Here is a 17,499-nt window from a genome sequence, read left to right as displayed (position 1 = left end):
AGCGCAAACTTGTAAGAATCAGGAATCATTCTGTAAATCCCTTATCTTTCATTTTCTTTGCATCAACGAACAGAGCCATTCCTGTTTTCATTCTCTTGAAATTTTCTTTTTCATAGAATTTTTCTTTGCCCGGTGAAGCGTATAGAATAAAATTACAATTGGGGGTATTTCTCACAATGGCTTGTATTATAATTTTACCTATCCCTTTTCCCTGATAGCTTGGTAAAACAGCAATGTCATACAAGGCAGCTTGATATTCTCCATCGGATATAGCTCTGCCAAAACCTACCAATCTTTCTTCATCAAACACAAATACTACCGTATGACTATTATTAAACGCTCTTTCGTGGATTTCACTTGTATGGTAGCCCATTCCAACTTCCCGAAGTATGTCAACGATCAGGTTCCAGTCAATATCGTTGGTGTCAAATTGTAACCGTAAGTTCATCTGTACTACTTTTAAATTTTATTTCAGTTGTTGTTTTAGGGAATTATAAACAGCCACCTATGCACTTCTCAAAAAGAAAGTTTCTTATCTTCCTTTGTATTGACAGGGCTCACAGAACAGAGCCTCTGGCCATAAACAATTGACTTAGTTCAATTAAACCTTAGTTTTAAGCTCGTCAAGATCCGATATTAGATTCGTGTATTCCTTTTTTCTCAATAGACTTATACTAACATCTGATGTTTCAAACACTCCGTTGTTGTTTATCTTTTGAAGTCTTAATTCTTTCCGAAGTCCAAGCTTTCCAATAGTAAGTTTATAATTACTGTATTCCTCTTTGCCGATTTTCAATTCCTTAATTCTTTTTTTGTAGCCAAATAAAATAAATTGAGACTCCCACTTATATGAATGTGGATTATATACTCTAACAATAATTTCATTGGCTGTAAGCTGAAATTCAAAAAAAGCCGGTTTGATTCTTTCGTCGATTATTAAAAGACAAATTAAAACCCAATTAAATATTATCAAAGTAGACTTTCCTTCATCTCTATAATTGGGAAATAGAACCTGAAAGAAATCTATTTTTATAAAAAATGACGTAATTATCATTCCTGTAAGAATTATAACACTACAGAAAATAATGGCTCTCAGAATCAAGTAAATCTCAAATAATGCTTTGTTATTAATCATTCTATTATACTTTAGTTTCGATTCTTTTATTTATTGTTCTATTCGTAAGTTTTTGAGGAAACACCTTTTATTGCGTTACCAACGAGGGAAAAGTGATTTATATGCGTTCATACTTCAGACATCGTTGTAACAGAGATCTGAATAGTCTATTCATAGAGTGCAAACTTCGTGTTCTACATGCTCAAATATCACATAACTCACCTAAATTTCGGGTGAAAAGAATTCAACTTTTCCACATTTAGGACATATGTATAAATCGAAAGATTCTCTGTTCGTAAAAGCTTCAAATACATTTCCAAAAATACCATATCTGGTTCCTTCATGGAATTTAAAGTTTCCTGAAAAAGCAAGTGGAACCTTACAACGCAAGCAGTCGATTGCCTTTACACTTTGTTTTTCATCAACATCTTCAAATTCAACAACTTTATTCTCAGAAAAGCTATAGTTACAATTCCAACATAAATTGAAGTTGTCTTCAACTTCTGATTTGCAATTTGGGCAGTTTTTCATACTTATTTAATTTCAGTTTGTTTTTATTTTTTTCTCTCGCAATGTCAATATCTCACCCATTCAACATACTCTCCAGACTACGTGGAAGTCAGAAGACTTTCTTTTAGCCTGAACGAAGTAAGGACACTGCACTCAATATCATACGCTAAACTATGATTGACAAGATTCACAAAACCGCTCAAACTACGAAATACAATACATTCTACAAATCCTTAATCATAACACTATTTGAAACACCATGTGAGCTTCGAGGAATTACTTTTGTAGTGTCGGACACAATGATATCACGGTGCTTAAAGTTTTCCAACCAAATTAAATTCGGTAAAGTGTATTCGGAATTATCTATGAAAAATGAAATTCCAAATATATGATTGTTTCCATTATTAAAATTATAGCCATATATGGTATCTGATTGTGAATTCATTCTTACCATAAAACGGCTAACACTACCAGTTTCATAATTGTCAATATAAGTAAGACAGTCGAAATACTTGCTACTTTTGTTCACGACTCTAAAACTCAGAGTTCCTTTATGCACTGTTATTGTTTTTGAGCTTGTCATTCCATTTACTTTCATCGAAGTCGTATAAACACCTTCTTTTTCGTATTTATGAGTCACATTATATTTTCCGGTTAGCGTGCATCCATCTCCAAAATTCCACGAGTATTTATTACCACCAATAGAGTCTTGTGCAACAAAGTTTACGTCCGACTTAAGATATACTGGGTCTTGTTTTACTGAGAATTCAGCAGTTTTCACGTCCAGACTATTATTTCCGTCACATGCTACAAAGGTCATACTTAATAAGGCTAAAGATAATCCAGTCAAAATGTTGAGTTTACAATTCATAATTTTAATTTTCTAATTATTGATATATTTTATTTAGTTATTATTTTCGTTTTATGTCAAGCAACAAAGTCTCTCTCTCTTCTTGTAGTTGCTGATAATAATCGAGACAATTATTATCATTTGTCTGTTTTGCGGGACATGTTACAAACACCAAACCATTTACCCCTCGTTACAAACGAGGGGGAGAGTGAGAGCTAGCTTAATGTATAATTTGCTTTTTACGTCCAGCAAGGCAATATTGCTTCTTTTTTATTTTCAACCCCAAAGATAAAAACAATAATTTACAATATGAATAAATACTTTATTTTTTTTAATTCACACAATGAAGATTTTTTAGCTTAAAGCATATAAGAGAGGAAATAGATGATGAGGAATGATAAGAATGGAGCGTTTCAATACAATAATGAGGTCATTTCAATAGAATAATGAAGCATTATTCTACTAAGTTGCTTCATCTCTATACAATAATGGAACATTATTCTATTAAGATGTTCCATTATTCTACTAAGAAACTGTATCTTTGGTGAATAATGGTGTGTTCAGGTACAAAATAGCCGCAACTTTGGCAGCTAATGGGGCATTGTTTTATAAATGCTCCGGAATAGTATCAGGGAGGTTTCTGCATATGAGCTTTTGGGTGCAATTGGTATCAAGAGTACAAATGCATTATTTAAAAATCAAAGCAAAACAAAAGCCGAAATAAGCTGCTTCTAAGAACAATCGAAAGCATCGGTTGTTTCAATTATGTCCTACAGAATGTAAAAAAGAGTTGAGTGATTTTTTAAACCTAATTTGAAAAAATTGATGCCAGCATTCACCGAAAAAACGAGAAAATACGAACAGGATAAAACGGCAATAAACGGCAAGCTACTCTATTATGCCTTTGTTGCGGGCGGCAATCAAATACTACAGCACCAGGCAGAAATAAACCGAATCAATGTATTTCCGGTAAGCGATAAAGATACGGGAACTAACCTGGCTGCTACCATACGGTCGGTAGTAGATACGATAAAGCCGCACAAATCATACAAAACCACAGTAAACAACATAGCCGAAGCTGCCCTGACAGGTGCCCGGGGCAATTCGGGGGTGATCTTCGCTCAGTTTTTGCACGGCCTGAGCTGTGAGACGCTGAACAAACCTCACATTAATATTACCGAATTCGCACACAGTGTGAGCAATGCCATTCCCTACATCTATAAAGCCATTTCCAATCCGGTAGAGGGTACCATGCTCACCGTTATACGCGACTGGGCGGACTTTATCAACAGCAAAAAAGAACGCTTACACGATTTTAAACAAGTAATGATAGAGTCGTTGCAGGTGTTGGAGAAATCGCTTGCCGAAACTACCTTTAAACTGAAGGAACTGGGCAAGTCGGGATTTGTAGATGCCGGAGCCAAAGGTTTTGTTGTGTTTATTAAAGGGATAGTGGAGTTTATTCAAAAGCTGAATATACGGTCGTTGAAGGTAGATGCGCAAACAAGTATATCGCTTGTGCACACGGAGAATATAAGCGAGTCGGACATTCCGTTCAGATACTGCACCGAAGCCATTCTGAAAAATCTGACGGTAAAAGATACAGACGTTCAACGCTTGTTGTCGGACAGTGGAAACTCGGTGGTAGTTGCCGGCTCCGAATCTACCTGCCGCATTCATGTACATACCAACAATCCTACGCAACTGTTTCAGGAACTTAAAGGCATGGTTACCATTACGTTTCAGAAAGTGGACGATATGGTGCGCCAACAGGAAACTATATTTAAACGTAAATGGAACATTGCGCTGGTAACAGACTCTACCTGCGATTTATCGCAAGAATTGATCGACAAATACCAGGTAAATGTAGTGCCGCTGAATATTAATTTCGGCAACAATCATTTTCTAGACAAAGTAACCATTCAGCCGGAGCAGTTTTACGACATGCTGGAAACAGAAGCCGAATTTCCGAATACATCGCAGATAAACGAACAGGCATTTACCAATCTTTACTCGCATTTGGCTTCGCACTACGATGCTATTATTGCCATTCATCTCACCGGAAAGTTCAGCGGAACGTATAACAACAGCGTGAAAGCCGGACAGCGGATAGCCAAAGAGTTCAATAAACCGATACAGGTAATAGATTCCAACAATCTGTCGGGTTCACTGGGCTTGCTGGTACTCAAAGCGGCTCAGTACATCGAAGCCGGAGAGAATTTTGACAGCATCGTGAGTAAAATAAAAGCCGATGTGGCGCAATCGTTTATCTTTGTCAGCGTGCGCGACCTGAAGTATATGATTAAAGGCGGCAGAGTGTCTAAACCCAAAGGAGTGATAGCCGGATTATTCGGATTAAATCCGGTGATATCGATGGACGAAAACGGAAAATCCATGTTGTTTGGCAATACCTTCAGTCAGAAGTCCAGCCTGAAAAAGATATTCAGCCATATAGAAAAAATGTGCGGACAAAAAACAGTCTGGAATTACATTATTCTGCATGCACACAATCCGGAAGGAGCTGCAGAGGCTGAAGAACAAATGAAACAGCTTACCGGAAAATCATCGGTGTCGGTGGTGGATATTTCGCCCGTCATTGGTATGCATGCCGGCATTGGAGCTGTAGCAGTATCATTATTATTAAACAATTAAACTATCGGGTATGGCAACATTATTTTTTCAGGCATCGCTTATTATACTTGTGCTTTTGATTTTGCTCTGGATAGTGAGCGTATTTATTAAAAATGTGAGCATAGTCGATCTCTTTTGGGGATTCGGGTTTGTGGTTATCAATGCTTTCTACGTGTTGTCTTCGGCCGAGATAACCGACAGGCAAATTCTTTTGCTCGTACTGGTTTCTCTCTGGGGATTACGTTTGTCTTTTTATCTGGGATGGCGGAATATTGGCAAAGCCGAAGATTTCCGTTATCAGGAGTTCCGAAAAAAATACGGTCCGGAGCGGTACTGGTGGTTTAGTTTCTTTCAAACATTTCTGTTGCAGGGCGTATTGATGATGTTGATTTCCACTCCTCTGCTCGGAGCAAATTTCGGCGAACAAAACTCGGGATTGCAATGGTTGGATTATGCAGGCATACTGGTGTGGATTATCGGTTTTACATTCGAAGCGGGTGGCGATATTCAGTTAGCACGTTTCAAAAGCAATCCTCAGAACAAAGGGAAAGTACTTAATACCGGTTTTTGGAAATATACCCGCCATCCGAACTATTTTGGCGATTCAGCCGTGTGGTGGTCGTATGCATTGTTCAGTATAGCCGCCGGAAGTTACTGGCTCTCGCTGGGATCGGTACTGATGACATTGCTTATTATCAAAGTATCGGGAGTAGCCCTGCTCGAAAAATCGCTGACAAGCACCAAACCGCAGTACAGTGAATACATTCGTAAAACCAATGCTTTCATACCCTGGTTTCCTAAAAAATAAACGGCATGGAAAACATCATCAAAAACATCTGGTTTATCCTGTTTATCGTTTGGGGACTTCCGCTGGGCTACTACCGCAGCAGATTCCGCAAACTGGTTTACCGTACAGACAGCTGGACTATCAATATCAAACCGGTTTTCCGGACAGAACTGCGCGGACTTTTCGGCAATCTCTTTCCCGGCAATAAACTGTATGCAAAATCGCGAAACTTTTATCTTTTCTACCTGAGTGTATATGCCCTGCTGTTTATCGTTTATCTGAATACCGATACTAAAAAAGGAGTGCAGGTGGGCGATAAAGTTCCTTCGTTTGAATTGCAGGATCAGTACGGCAAACCATTTGCGCTCGATTCTGTTCTGGGTAAAAAGAACCTGGTAATCTACTTTTACCCGAAAGATGACAGCCCCGGTTGCACCAAAGAAGCCTGTTCGTTTCGCGATCAGTACGAAGTGTTTCGTGATGCCGATGCTTTGATAATCGGCATCAGTGCACAGTCGGTTAGCAGTCATTTGGAATTTGCCAAAAAACACCGACTAAACTACACCCTGCTAAGCGACAGCGATAATAAAGTGCGAAAAACCTTTGGAGCAGAAGGTAAGATATTTGGCTTAATACCCGGACGAATTACCTATGTGATCAGTAAAGAAGGAAAAGTGCTTTATATCTTCAACTCACAGGTACAGGCCGAAAAACACGTGGATGAAGCATTACGCATTCTAAAACAGCTCAAATGAACAGTGCGATGCCGATAATATTGATTGTCGCTACTTATCTTATCGGGTCTATTCCGGTAGGGTATTTACTGACCCGCTATGCAACCGGAAAAAACATCAGGGAATATGGCAGCGGCAATATAGGTTCTACCAACGTAAAACGTATTGCCGGAAAGAAAATTGCACTTATCACGCAACTGCTGGATATGCTGAAAGGACTGTTGCCCGTATCGCTTTATCTGCTTTTCTTTTCCAACAGCGGCACTTCTTCTTTTTGGGTTTATGGTGTAGCGTTGGCTGCCATCCTGGGACACGACTTTAGCGTGTTTCTGAAATTCAAAGGAGGCAAAGGCGTAAACACCACGCTTGGCGCGTCGGTTCTGCTTGCACCCGTTGCAGTCTTTGCTTCGGTAGCATTGTACTTTATTGTAAAATGGCGTTTTAAATATGTATCGCTGGGTTCGCTGGTATTGGCGGCAGCATTGCCTATTATTTCTTTTATTCAAAACAACATCACACCTACCTTCTATTACCTGCTGGTTTGCACCGTACTCATTACGGTGCTACACGCTAAAAACATCCAACGCCTGCTGCGCAACGAAGAGATTCCGTCCAACTAAATCCGAATTAGTTGTTTTTTCCTTCTCTCTTCCTGAAAAGCGAATAACAAAACAATACAGCATTATTGCAATAATGCAAAAGTCACCGGCAGTAAATAACAATCTATCGGACTCCTGTTTCGGGTATTGCAAGTTTTATCGTATTTTTGTTGCAAACAGAAAATACAGGAATATATGTTCGACTTTCGTTTAAAGGTATTCTATACAGTTGCTAAGCGACTCAACTTCACCAAAGCTGCTGAGGAACTTTGCATCACGCAGCCAGCCGTGTCCAAACACATTCAGGAAATTGAAAGCTATTATAAAATACGACTGTTCGAACGCAATGGCAATAAAATTCACCTGACCAAAGCCGGTGGCGTGCTACTTCACTACTGCAACCAGATATTCGGACTTTACGGGAGTCTGGAGTTCGACCTCAATGCCCTTACAGAAACCTTCAAAGGAAAACTACGCATAGGAGCCAGCACCACCATTGCACAATATGTGCTACCCCCACTGCTAGCCGATTTCCACCAACGATATGAAGACATTCAGGTGTCACTCACCATCAGCAATACCGAGCAGATAGAACAAGCGCTGAACAATAACAGTATCGATTTCGGAATTATCGAAGGACAATCGAAAAATACACTGTTCAAGTACACCGAATTTATTCACGACGAAATAGTTCCGGTAGTAGCATCCAATCATACATTAGCGGCTCAAAAGGAGATATCCATAGAACAGTTGGTATCCACTCCACTCCTCTTGCGCGAACCCGGCTCGGGCACACTGGAAGTAATAGCTCATGCACTGAAACCACATAACATTAAATTATCCGATTTGCAATGCGAAATGCAACTGGGCAGCACAGAAAGTATAAAGTCCTATTTGCTGCATTCCAACTGTATGGCTTTTCTTTCCATCCATTCTATTCTGGATGAACTGGAGAATAACAAGTTACGAATTGTGGATGTAAAAGACCTGAATCTGGATCGTACCTTCCACTTTATTCAACTTTATGGAGGAACGGAAGGATTGCCGGAATTATTCATCGAATATGCCCGACACTATAACTTCAGGTAATCAGACATAAATAATAACTATCATAATCCTGTTTATATTCCCTGTACCTTTGCAGAGTCAATTAAACAAAGGAAAATGAAAAGGGAAATTACAGAAAAAGATGCACATGAAAAGCATGTATTATTTAGCAATGCAGCAGTAAAAATCAGTTTTTTAATTATCGGGATTTGTTGTTTAACCCCTTTTGTTTCACCACCCGTTGCCTTGTTTGCCGGATTGATATTTTCGCTCAGCGTTGGAGCACCGTTTGAGGCATTCAACAAAAAAGCATCAAAATACCTGTTGCAAATATCGGTTGTGGGATTAGGATTCGGCATGAACCTGCTCGATTCTGTGAAATCTGGTTCCGACGGTATGTTGTTTACCTTGTTCTCGGTTGTAAGCGTACTGTTTATAGGCATAATGCTGGGAAAATGGCTTAATATAGGGAAAGTCCCCTCCTACCTGATTGCTTCAGGTACGGCTATTTGCGGAGGAAGTGCTATTGCTGCCGTTGGACCTATTGCGAAAGCCAACGAGAGCGAAATGTCCGTTTCACTGGCAACTATTTTTGTGCTGAATGCCATTGCGCTGTTTCTTTTTCCGGTATTGGGGCATTGGATGCATCTTTCTCAGCATCAATTTGGCTTGTGGGCTGCCATTGCCATACACGATACCAGTTCGGTCGTTGGAGCCGGAGCAACTTATGGCGAAGAAGCACTGAAAGTAGCTACCACCGTAAAACTCACCCGGGCATTGTGGATTATTCCATTGTCAATCTTCACATCGTTTTATTTTAAATCGAAAGGCGACAAAGTTTTTATTCCCTGGTTTATATTGTTTTTCATAGTAGCTATGATTCTGAATACCTATTTGAATATTCCCAAAGCAGTCACCCACGGTATAGTATCGGTTGCCCGCCAGAGCCTGACGCTCACACTTTTCTTTATCGGAGCAGGATTGTCAAGGAAGACCTTGAAATCAGTAGGTGTCAAGCCACTTGTATTGGGTGTTACGCTCTGGGTGTTTATTGCCATTGTAAGTTTATCATTTATTTATTTTTTATATCAACCTAAATAAGATTTCGAATTGCTTTTTTCAATTGCGTATTTTATAAATCAGCAAATTGCCTTTATCTTTGGAAAAAATTAATACTGCCTGTGATTTATTGACGTAATGTGTTACTAATTGATTTAAATGTGCACACAGACAAATTAGAAAGAATCAATTAAAAGTAACATTATGGGAAATGACAAAAGATAAACTTAGCGACCAATTTCTTAGTGTCTTCGAGGAAAACACCGGGATTATCATTAAAATTTCAAGAGCATTCACACACACTTCTTATGATAGAGAAGACTTGATTAATGACATTGCTCTTGAACTTTGGAAATCATTTGAGAAATTTAAAGGTGATTCTAAAATCTCTACCTGGATTTATCGGGTAGCATTGAATACAGCAATAAATTATAAGCGAAATAAGAAAAATGATTCTTTGTTTTCCTTCTTAAATGATTTCAGGAAAGAAGAAATTACACCATGGCTTATTGAACAGGAAGAATCAGATGAATCAGCTGTATTGTATCAATGCATTGAAGAACTGAATGAAATTAACAAAGCCATTGTCTTACTCTACCTCGACGGCAATTCGCATACCGAAATATCAGAAATCATGGGTATTTCAAAGACTAATGTAGCTACGCGAATTGGTCGTATTAAAGAACAACTCAAAAATTTAGTCCTTACTAAAATCTAATTATTATGGAACTTGATGAACTACAAAATATTTGGTTGCAATATGACCGAAAAATCACCGATAATACGCAGTTGAATAAAGAAATTCTAAAACGAATGTTGTTGTCTAAACCAGAGAAACGTCTCAACTGGATTAAGATTAAAGCCGGATTTAATGTGCTTTCGCCAATAATTCTTATTTTACTGATAAAAGTTATGGATATGAAATTTAGTTTGACTTCCGGTTTTTATATTGGATTAAGTTTGTTTCTAACCTTATTTATAATCAATTACATCTGGAATATCAGATATTTCTTATTGGTTCGAAAGATTGATTTTTCAGGAGCTATTTTGTCGATAAAAAAACAAATTGCGGAACTTGAAAAATATAAAATCAAAACAACGAAAATACGCTACTTAATCATGCCTTTCGCCATTATAGGAATTTTCTTTATGCTTATACAAAAACCTATATTTAATACCGAATCGATTGTTATGTTTGTGTTAATTATACTTGTTTATATTACTTCAATTTATTATACTTTTAAATACTCAATTGCTGAGCAATTTCGGAAACTCAATAAAGAGATATTCGAAATTGAGGAGTTGGAAAAGAAATAAATCTACTTATGATAAAAGAAACTGAAATAGAAAGCCGCGTTTCAGCAGCTATCACTTTTTTTGAGCAAGGCTATAACTGTTCGCAAGCTGTTTTTATGGCGTATGCCGATAAATACCAAATTGACAGCGAAACAGCTGCCAAATTGGCTACTTCGTTTGGCGGAGGCATGGGTCGGTTGCGCGAAGTATGCGGTGCAGTGAGTGGTATGTTTTTTGTCTTGGGATTGCATTATCCGTTTACACAACCTACTGATAAAGTGGCCAAAGATGCAAACTATAAAGCTGTGCAACGCACTGCTGCCGAGTTCAAATCAGTCATGGGATCTTATATTTGTGCCGACTTGCTAAAAACAAAGCGCGAACCGCAACAGCCTGAATCGACTGAGCGAAACGAGGCATATTATAACTTACGCCCTTGTACGCGCTGTGTGGCAGTGGCTGCCGGGATTGTTGGACGGGAGATAATGCAGTAATAATCTTTAATTGCCAATAATATGACAGGAAACTTTGATTCAATAATCAATGAAAATCGCCCGGTAATAGTCGATTTTCATGCCGTGTGGTGTGGACCGTGTAAAACACAATCACCCATTTTAAAACAGGTAGCTGAAGAGCTTGGTGAACGTGTGAGGGTAATAAAAATAGATGTGGATAAAAATCAGGCTATCGCAGGCAGATACCAGATACAAAGTGTACCCACCTTAATGATTTTCAAAAACGGAGAAATAAAATACAAACAAGCCGGAGTGCATACCAAAGCTCAGCTAACGAACATTTTACACAACATTCAATAGCCTAAAGCCAGCAACTGCTCATCTAAGCTCAGGTATTAATCTGAAATCTGGTTCTTTTTCTCTTTCGTAGCTGACCGATAGACTTTTTGGAAATGAGTAGACTTGAGATTTGTCAAACACCGGTTTTTAATTCTCACTTCGTTCAGAATAATAATCAACAGTTATATTTGCGGTTTGGGGTAGTTTGGAGGTTTCGCCTCCAAACTACCCCAAACTCTATAAAGACACTAACAATCTGTCATTCTGAACGGAGTGAAGAATCTGTACTTCTCTTAATGAGCATGTTTGAAAATCTTTACCCTAGAGAAATCGGCTGAATTGAAGCGATTCACACACAATACAAAAAACACGGCACACAGCACCCCGATAAACAAGAAACTCAATAACGGTGTAATAATAAATCCATTGACATCAAAAGCCACTCCTGCTTTAAGTAATCCTGACACCGGTGTTCCTTCCAAGTGTAATGTGATAAACCGGAAAGCGGCCGTTGTATAGGTCAAGGGGTTCAGGTATACCAAAGGCAATAATATCTTTGGTAATGCCATGGTAGGGATATAAGCCCCCGAAAGAAAAGTCAACGGAAACGAAACAATGGCGATTAGTAGTTGAAAATTACTCGATTCTTTCGATAATGTAGCCAGGTAAAGTCCCAGTGTACTGAATGTCAACCCAACTAATAACATAAGTCCAACCATAGCTATTGCGGACCAAAAGCTTAGCGTAAGCCCCATAAACATGCCGATAATAACAATGATCAAACCTTGTATGACGGACACCACCGTGGCGGAAAGTACGTGTCCGATAGCAATTTGCCAACGGGTAATGGGTGCAACCAGAATTTCCTTCATCACACCCGAGGTAATGTCTTCCAGTATGTTCATCGAATTGCTCAGGGCCGATTGAAATACAGTCATGATGATAATGCCTGAAATCAGATAATTCATTGGATGATCCATGCCCGGAGCAGCCGATTTCATTATAAATGAAAAGATAAACAGAAATAACCCCGACATAAACAGATTCATAAACAACTTCATCTTGTCTCTTTGCAGTTTCAGCAGGTTTCTCAATAATATTGCTTTAATGGGTCGTATCATTCTCTTATCTCCTTTCCGGTTATGGCAATAAACACATCGTTCAGGGTGCCTTTATTAATTTCTATATCTTCAATTGATTCTCTGAAAGTGTTGGTAATGTCCAATACATCCGCAGTGCTGGTAGCATAAATAGTCACCAAATCTTTGTCCACACTGTGTTTAATGGAACGTTCCGTCATATATGTTTTCAGGCTGTCGGCATCATTCGTTTTCAGTTTCATGGTAGTGCTGGTATATTTTTTCTTCAGGTTGGCAGGCGTGTCGTGTGCTACAATTTTCCCTCCATCGATAATGGCTACCTGATTGCATATTTCCGCTTCATCCATGTAGTGGGTGGTCAGAAAAATGGTAATGTTCTTTTGTTTCTGTAGCTTGTGGATATAATCCCATACACTTGCCCGTGTTTGCGGATCCAATCCGGTGGTGGGTTCGTCCAGAAAAAGCACCTTTGGAAAATGCACCAGTCCGCGGGCAATTTCGGCTCTTCTTTTCATACCGCCTGAAAGACTGTCGACCGGTGATTTTTTTCTGCTTTTTATATCTACAAGGTCGAGCACAAAGTCAATTCGCTCTTTTACCTCCGATTTGGGAACTTTGTAAAAATCGCAATGCAATTTCAGGTTTTCTTCCACCGTGAGTTTACCGTCCATGGTTGAGTCCTGAAAAACAATTCCAATATCGTTTCTTACCAGGTCTTTTTGTTTGGAAACATCATTTCCGTTGATTTTCAACATCCCTTCCGTCTTTTCTTGTATAGTGCAAAGGGTGTTGATGGTTGTGCTTTTACCTGCTCCGTTGGGACCTAGGAAGGCAAAAATAGTTCCCTGTTCCACATCGAACGAGATATTGTCCACGGCGGTAAAATCTCCGAATTTTTTGCTGAAGTTCCTCACTTCAATGCTGTTTGTTTTCACTTCATAATTCCTTTCTTTTTTATACATTAATCAAAATAATAAATACCTTTTGTTTTCTATCTAATCTCCAGCCTGAATAGCAGATTCATGACAATTTTTCTCGCACAATTTGCACGATATACATGCATTGATATTTTGCACATACGCTTTCCTTCTCCCTTTGAAAAAGACTTTTACTCTTCCCTTAAAAGGTAATCCGGCAATTTCAGCATCGGATAAATCCCGCAATGAAATAACTTTATTCGGACAAATATCCACACACTTACCGCAACCATCGCAAGACGATGTATTGATGCGAATTTCCCCGGCTAAAGCTATTCGGTTGAGTTTTGGCTTAAGACTTTGCATATTAATACTATTCAGGTTTAACGGTGTGTCCAAAACGTTGTTTCCATTCATTTTTCAATTCACTTCTCATTTTTTCTCTTTCCTGAGGATCCATTTGCATCCATTTTTCCCTTAAATCTCTTTCCATATGGCGGCGGTGATGTTCGTGACCACGATTATGCAATCCTTTTAATCCGCCAAAAAGAATTTTGGATAACACCAATATACCCATAGCCTGCCAGTATGTTACGGCATGTACACCGGTAATAACCACCGGAAGGACAGCATTCCACAGAAACATTACTGCTCCACTGCAAATAAAGAACCCTATCACAATTATCGGGATGAAAAAGGCTCTTTTACCCCTAAAGCCAGTTCTCTGTTTATGTTCAAAATTCATTTCTGTTCTCATTTTCGTTGCTTATTTAGTTAGTAATTCATCATATATATCTTGCAGTTGCTCTCTCAATCGGGTGACTGCATATCTTTTTCTCGAAATAATTGTTTTGATACTCTCACCCGTTTGATCGGCAATTTGCTGAAGGGTCATCTCCTCCATTTCATTCAATACAAATACCTGACGTTGTTTTTCGGGTAATTCATTCAGCGCCTTAAAAAAGAGTTCCCGGAGTAAAGCCGTATCCATTGTAGTTTCTGCTTCCTGCACATCGGTCTGAATTACGTCCGGAAATACCATCTGTCCATCATCATCTTCGTAAGCAAAATCTTCCAGCGACAAGGTTTTATGTTTTTTCTTTCGGTCGATTATTTTGTTTTTACTTACGCGGTACAGCCATCCGCTCATTTGGTCGATGGGTTCGGTGTCGATGATAGTGCTTAACTGGTACCAAACATCCTGCAAAATATCCTCAGCATCTTCATCCGTGCTTACACGACTCCGTATAAATTGATGCAGACGTTTACCATAATCATGAATGGCAGACAAAATAGATTGATGTGTGTTGCCGTCGGCAGGATTAACTTGTTCCATATACTCATGAAGACGACTGAAGAAAATTATTACTCTATAAACATATTTTCTCCGTTCATTTTTTTAGTTGAATATTGTCAAAGCCTTCTGCTAAGCGAAAGTCGATAGGTAGGATGACGAAGAGAATGACTAATCACTCTCTTCGTTTTCTATAGGTTTATGGTTTACTCTTATTTCTTTACCCAAACATGCGTAATTTCTCCGAACACATAATGACGATAATCACTTGCATCTTTGTACGCCTCGCTTATATAGTCTTTCGCTTCTTGTGAGTAAAAATCATCGATATCGGGAGTCGTTATTTGAATCAATCTACATTCCAGGATTAGTCGGGCTTCTACGAAAGACATATTTCCCGAAGGAGTTTGAACACCTGTTAATTCAACTTCTTTCATTTTCTCACTGTCTCTGCCGGACTTACTTCCAAGGAAGAGCATTTGTGTTCTGTATTCTTCGGGGAAGTAAGACATCGTATAAGTTTGTTCTTTTAATATCAGTTCAAGTGTATAACGGTCAGCCCGCATAAGACACCAAGTGGTTGGTTTCTTGAAAAGCATTCCCAAACCGCCTCCACTGCCTACCATGGAATTAAAATGGTCTTCCTTGCCTGCTGTAATAGTATAAAAGTCTTTTCCTACCAAGGTAAATACATTGTTGGGTATTTCTTCAGGAGTTATTTGTTTAAATAACTGATCAAAATTCATTGGTTTTATTGTTTTCATTCTCGAATGGTTTGCTTGATATATTATCTAATTGATACTGCAAAATTAGTTGGTATTTCAACGATAAAATAACTATATTTGCCATCAAAATAGTCATAAAAGACTTTTTACGAGTGTGAATAGTTTAAATGATTTTTGATAAGGATATAATGAATTAAAAGACAATTTAGGAATGAAAGACATTATCATTGAAAAAATGCAAAACTCAGAAATCGGCGGGATTGCAGATATTCTTACTGATGCATTTGAAACAAATCCGGCATATTCAATAATTTTTACAAACAAAGATCATCAAAGAGAAGGTTTAAGGTGGTTGTTCAAAACAAGTCTTACTCTCAATAATCACAAGCAGATCTTAACACGTGTAATTAAGGAAAAAGATACGGGGAAAATAATTGGAACATATACTCTTATTCCACCACAAGGAGTAAAGACTGGTACCTTCATTTATTTTAAAATTGGAATAATAGATTTTATTAAAAGATTTGGTATAAAATCATTCATTCGAATGATGAGACTGGACAATATTAATAAATCAACTCTATCAAACTCAATAAAAACTTCGGAATTTTATTATTTGTCGATGGTTGTAATCCAAAAAGAATATAGAGGTAGTGGAATAGGTTCCTACGCTATAAAACAGGCTATCGAGGAGCTTGTATCTTCAAATCCCAGTTGCAATTTATTGGCATTAACAACGCAACTACCTGAAAACGTGGTATTCTATTCTCGTTTAGGTTTCAATCTACTTGACGAAGGATATATCGACTTCAAAAGAGACAGGTATTACAATTATAATATGAAACTCAATGTCAAACCGCAACGATAAGCAGCAAACAGTACCAGGTATTCTAAAAAAACTTGCTCAGTTGTTGGGTACAGAAATAATAGGCCGAAGATTAGAAATTCCTGAAAAATATGGTAAGGGTTACTGTACAGGATTTGTTTTTAATGAGCATATCCGAATGATAATCAGTAATTATGAACTTAATGAGGACTTGGTGGTAGTAAATGAGGACATCGATGCTTCAAAGAGAATGATATTTTTCAAGTTTCAGAACAGCTTTCCAAAAAAAGAAATCGTTATAACCGAAAGGCACGTAACGGAAATGCCTTCCGTACTGGTTGCGACCAGCACAATAAACACCGATGATCTTATTTTGATTCATACAAACACCGAAGTTGTCAATATAGAGATAGATGCAACCTATTTAAACGAATTATTTGACTTATCGGGAAAATCACCAGTTTTACAAAGTTTGTTACAAAACACACAACCCTTACTCTTCGAACAAATGATTTATCCTTCGTTACAAAGAATTGTGGACGAAATAGTGAATGAACCGATTGATCCGGCTTTTGAATTGTTTTACCGACGGGTAAAGGCCGAAGAACTAATTTGCCGTTTGTTGATGGAGTTGGAAAAACGGGACGAGCAACAGCTTTATGCATTGAACGCACTTGATATACAAGCCTTATACAAAGTAAAGGAACAAATGCTTATGCATCTGGAGACTCCCCCGATTATTAATACATTGGCTGCACTTGCCTGTATGAGTCCATCCAAATTAAAACGATTATTCAAACAAATTTTCGGCAACAGCATTTTCAGTTATTATCAGGAATTCAGGATACAGGAAGCCGCCCGTTTGCTGAAAGAGGAAAAACTATCGGTTTCCGATGCGGGTTACCGAATGGGATTTACCAACCTAAGCCATTTCTCAAGGGTTTTTGAAGAACACCTAGGAATGAAGCCGAAACAATATAGCAGATCTTAACTGTAAAGTATACTTTTTAATCCCCTCTAACTCTCACGCAGCTTAAACGACTTATCAGATTTTAATTGTCGTTATTCTGATCTGACAATACAATTACCCGGGAACAAAAAAAACAGGAACATAACTTCAACATTGGGTTCCTGCTATTCTGAACAAAACGTATGAGATAATAAAACTCAGGGGGGGGGGTGACTTGGCTACTCAGGGGGGGACTTCAAGTCACCT

Annotated in this window: 22 protein-coding genes; 12 read left to right on the top strand and 10 right to left on the bottom strand. The window is 38.3% G+C overall.

The window, feature by feature from the left end:
• Nucleotides 1-25 precede the first annotated feature (25 nt).
• The 4 genes from PALPR_RS00190 to PALPR_RS00175 form a co-directional block, all read right to left on the bottom strand.
• Nucleotides 26-448 carry a GNAT family N-acetyltransferase gene (locus PALPR_RS00190; protein WP_013443566.1) on the bottom strand — a complete coding sequence of 141 codons (423 nt, stop codon included), beginning with the start codon at nucleotides 446-448 and terminating at the stop codon, nucleotides 26-28.
• A gap of 153 nt (nucleotides 449-601) precedes the next feature.
• Nucleotides 602-1,135: a hypothetical protein gene (locus tag PALPR_RS00185; RefSeq protein WP_013443565.1), complete on the bottom strand. Its 534-nt coding sequence runs from the start codon at nucleotides 1,133-1,135 to the stop codon at nucleotides 602-604.
• A gap of 201 nt (nucleotides 1,136-1,336) precedes the next feature.
• The gene (locus tag PALPR_RS00180; RefSeq protein WP_013443564.1) at nucleotides 1,337-1,645 is read right to left on the bottom strand and encodes a hypothetical protein; all 309 of its coding nucleotides are present in this window, start codon (nucleotides 1,643-1,645) and stop codon (nucleotides 1,337-1,339) included.
• 202 nt (nucleotides 1,646-1,847) lie between these two features.
• Nucleotides 1,848-2,495, bottom strand: a complete 648-nt coding sequence (locus tag PALPR_RS00175) for a PKD domain-containing protein (RefSeq protein WP_013443563.1) — start codon at nucleotides 2,493-2,495, stop codon at nucleotides 1,848-1,850.
• An 804-nt stretch (nucleotides 2,496-3,299) separates the two neighbouring features.
• Between PALPR_RS00175 and PALPR_RS00170 the strand changes: the two genes are divergently transcribed.
• The 10 genes from PALPR_RS00170 (at nucleotide 3,300) to trxA (ending at nucleotide 11,442) form a co-directional block, all read left to right on the top strand.
• Nucleotides 3,300-5,126: a DAK2 domain-containing protein gene (locus PALPR_RS00170; protein WP_013443562.1), complete on the top strand. Its 1,827-nt coding sequence runs from the start codon at nucleotides 3,300-3,302 to the stop codon at nucleotides 5,124-5,126.
• A gap of 10 nt (nucleotides 5,127-5,136) precedes the next feature.
• The gene (locus PALPR_RS00165) at nucleotides 5,137-5,913 is read left to right on the top strand and encodes a DUF1295 domain-containing protein (RefSeq protein WP_013443561.1); all 777 of its coding nucleotides are present in this window, start codon (nucleotides 5,137-5,139) and stop codon (nucleotides 5,911-5,913) included.
• A 5-nt stretch (nucleotides 5,914-5,918) separates the two neighbouring features.
• Nucleotides 5,919-6,647: a peroxiredoxin gene (locus PALPR_RS15630; RefSeq protein ID WP_013443560.1), complete on the top strand. Its 729-nt coding sequence runs from the start codon at nucleotides 5,919-5,921 to the stop codon at nucleotides 6,645-6,647.
• A gap of 8 nt (nucleotides 6,648-6,655) precedes the next feature.
• The gene (plsY, locus tag PALPR_RS00155) at nucleotides 6,656-7,246 is read left to right on the top strand and encodes a glycerol-3-phosphate 1-O-acyltransferase PlsY (RefSeq protein WP_041620488.1); all 591 of its coding nucleotides are present in this window, start codon (nucleotides 6,656-6,658) and stop codon (nucleotides 7,244-7,246) included.
• 174 nt (nucleotides 7,247-7,420) lie between these two features.
• Nucleotides 7,421-8,314 carry a LysR family transcriptional regulator gene (locus tag PALPR_RS00150; RefSeq protein ID WP_013443558.1) on the top strand — a complete coding sequence of 298 codons (894 nt, stop codon included), beginning with the start codon at nucleotides 7,421-7,423 and terminating at the stop codon, nucleotides 8,312-8,314.
• Nucleotides 8,315-8,389: 75 nt separating this feature from the next.
• Nucleotides 8,390-9,373 (top strand): YeiH family protein, encoded by a 984-nt coding sequence (locus PALPR_RS00145; protein ID WP_013443557.1) that lies wholly within the window; start codon nucleotides 8,390-8,392, stop codon nucleotides 9,371-9,373.
• A gap of 169 nt (nucleotides 9,374-9,542) precedes the next feature.
• A complete protein-coding gene (locus tag PALPR_RS00140; protein ID WP_013443556.1) occupies nucleotides 9,543-10,049 on the top strand; it encodes an RNA polymerase sigma factor in 507 nt (168 codons plus the stop codon).
• Nucleotides 10,050-10,054: 5 nt separating this feature from the next.
• Nucleotides 10,055-10,648 carry a hypothetical protein gene (locus PALPR_RS00135; RefSeq protein ID WP_013443555.1) on the top strand — a complete coding sequence of 198 codons (594 nt, stop codon included), beginning with the start codon at nucleotides 10,055-10,057 and terminating at the stop codon, nucleotides 10,646-10,648.
• An 8-nt stretch (nucleotides 10,649-10,656) separates the two neighbouring features.
• Nucleotides 10,657-11,121, top strand: coding sequence for a C-GCAxxG-C-C family protein (locus PALPR_RS00130; RefSeq protein WP_013443554.1), 465 nt, complete (start codon nucleotides 10,657-10,659; stop codon nucleotides 11,119-11,121).
• 21 nt (nucleotides 11,122-11,142) lie between these two features.
• The gene (gene trxA / locus PALPR_RS00125; protein ID WP_013443553.1) at nucleotides 11,143-11,442 is read left to right on the top strand and encodes a thioredoxin; all 300 of its coding nucleotides are present in this window, start codon (nucleotides 11,143-11,145) and stop codon (nucleotides 11,440-11,442) included.
• Nucleotides 11,443-11,714: 272 nt separating this feature from the next.
• On the opposite strand, the gene PALPR_RS00120 is transcribed toward trxA, so the two are convergent.
• From PALPR_RS00120 to PALPR_RS00095, 6 genes are all read right to left on the bottom strand, one after another.
• Complete coding sequence (locus tag PALPR_RS00120; protein ID WP_013443552.1) at nucleotides 11,715-12,542, bottom strand: ABC transporter permease; 828 nt, start codon at nucleotides 12,540-12,542, stop codon at nucleotides 11,715-11,717.
• Complete coding sequence (locus PALPR_RS00115) at nucleotides 12,539-13,483, bottom strand: ABC transporter ATP-binding protein (RefSeq protein WP_013443551.1); 945 nt, start codon at nucleotides 13,481-13,483, stop codon at nucleotides 12,539-12,541. Before PALPR_RS00115 ends, PALPR_RS00120 begins: the two co-directional genes overlap by 4 nt.
• A 33-nt stretch (nucleotides 13,484-13,516) precedes the next feature.
• Nucleotides 13,517-13,804, bottom strand: coding sequence for a 4Fe-4S dicluster domain-containing protein (locus PALPR_RS00110; RefSeq protein WP_049776916.1), 288 nt, complete (start codon nucleotides 13,802-13,804; stop codon nucleotides 13,517-13,519).
• A gap of 7 nt (nucleotides 13,805-13,811) precedes the next feature.
• Complete coding sequence (locus PALPR_RS00105; RefSeq protein ID WP_083807212.1) at nucleotides 13,812-14,183, bottom strand: hypothetical protein; 372 nt, start codon at nucleotides 14,181-14,183, stop codon at nucleotides 13,812-13,814.
• Between the two features lie 21 nt (nucleotides 14,184-14,204).
• On the bottom strand, nucleotides 14,205-14,774 hold the full coding sequence (locus PALPR_RS00100) for an RNA polymerase sigma factor (RefSeq protein ID WP_013443548.1): 570 nt from the start codon (nucleotides 14,772-14,774) through the stop codon (nucleotides 14,205-14,207).
• Nucleotides 14,775-14,944: 170 nt separating this feature from the next.
• The gene (locus PALPR_RS00095) at nucleotides 14,945-15,496 is read right to left on the bottom strand and encodes a flavin reductase (protein WP_148226407.1); all 552 of its coding nucleotides are present in this window, start codon (nucleotides 15,494-15,496) and stop codon (nucleotides 14,945-14,947) included.
• Between the two features lie 172 nt (nucleotides 15,497-15,668).
• Between PALPR_RS00095 and PALPR_RS00090 the strand changes: the two genes are divergently transcribed.
• Both PALPR_RS00090 and PALPR_RS00085 read left to right on the top strand, forming a co-directional pair.
• Nucleotides 15,669-16,325 carry a GNAT family N-acetyltransferase gene (locus PALPR_RS00090; protein WP_013443545.1) on the top strand — a complete coding sequence of 219 codons (657 nt, stop codon included), beginning with the start codon at nucleotides 15,669-15,671 and terminating at the stop codon, nucleotides 16,323-16,325.
• Nucleotides 16,306-17,274: a helix-turn-helix domain-containing protein gene (locus PALPR_RS00085; RefSeq protein ID WP_013443544.1), complete on the top strand. Its 969-nt coding sequence runs from the start codon at nucleotides 16,306-16,308 to the stop codon at nucleotides 17,272-17,274. Before PALPR_RS00090 ends, PALPR_RS00085 begins: the two co-directional genes overlap by 20 nt.
• The last annotated feature ends 225 nt before the right edge of the window (nucleotides 17,275-17,499 follow it).

It is taken from the genome of Paludibacter propionicigenes WB4, assembly GCF_000183135.1.
GTDB lineage: Bacteria > Bacteroidota > Bacteroidia > Bacteroidales > Paludibacteraceae > Paludibacter > Paludibacter propionicigenes.
This window is presented reverse-complemented; position numbering and strand designations above follow the sequence as displayed.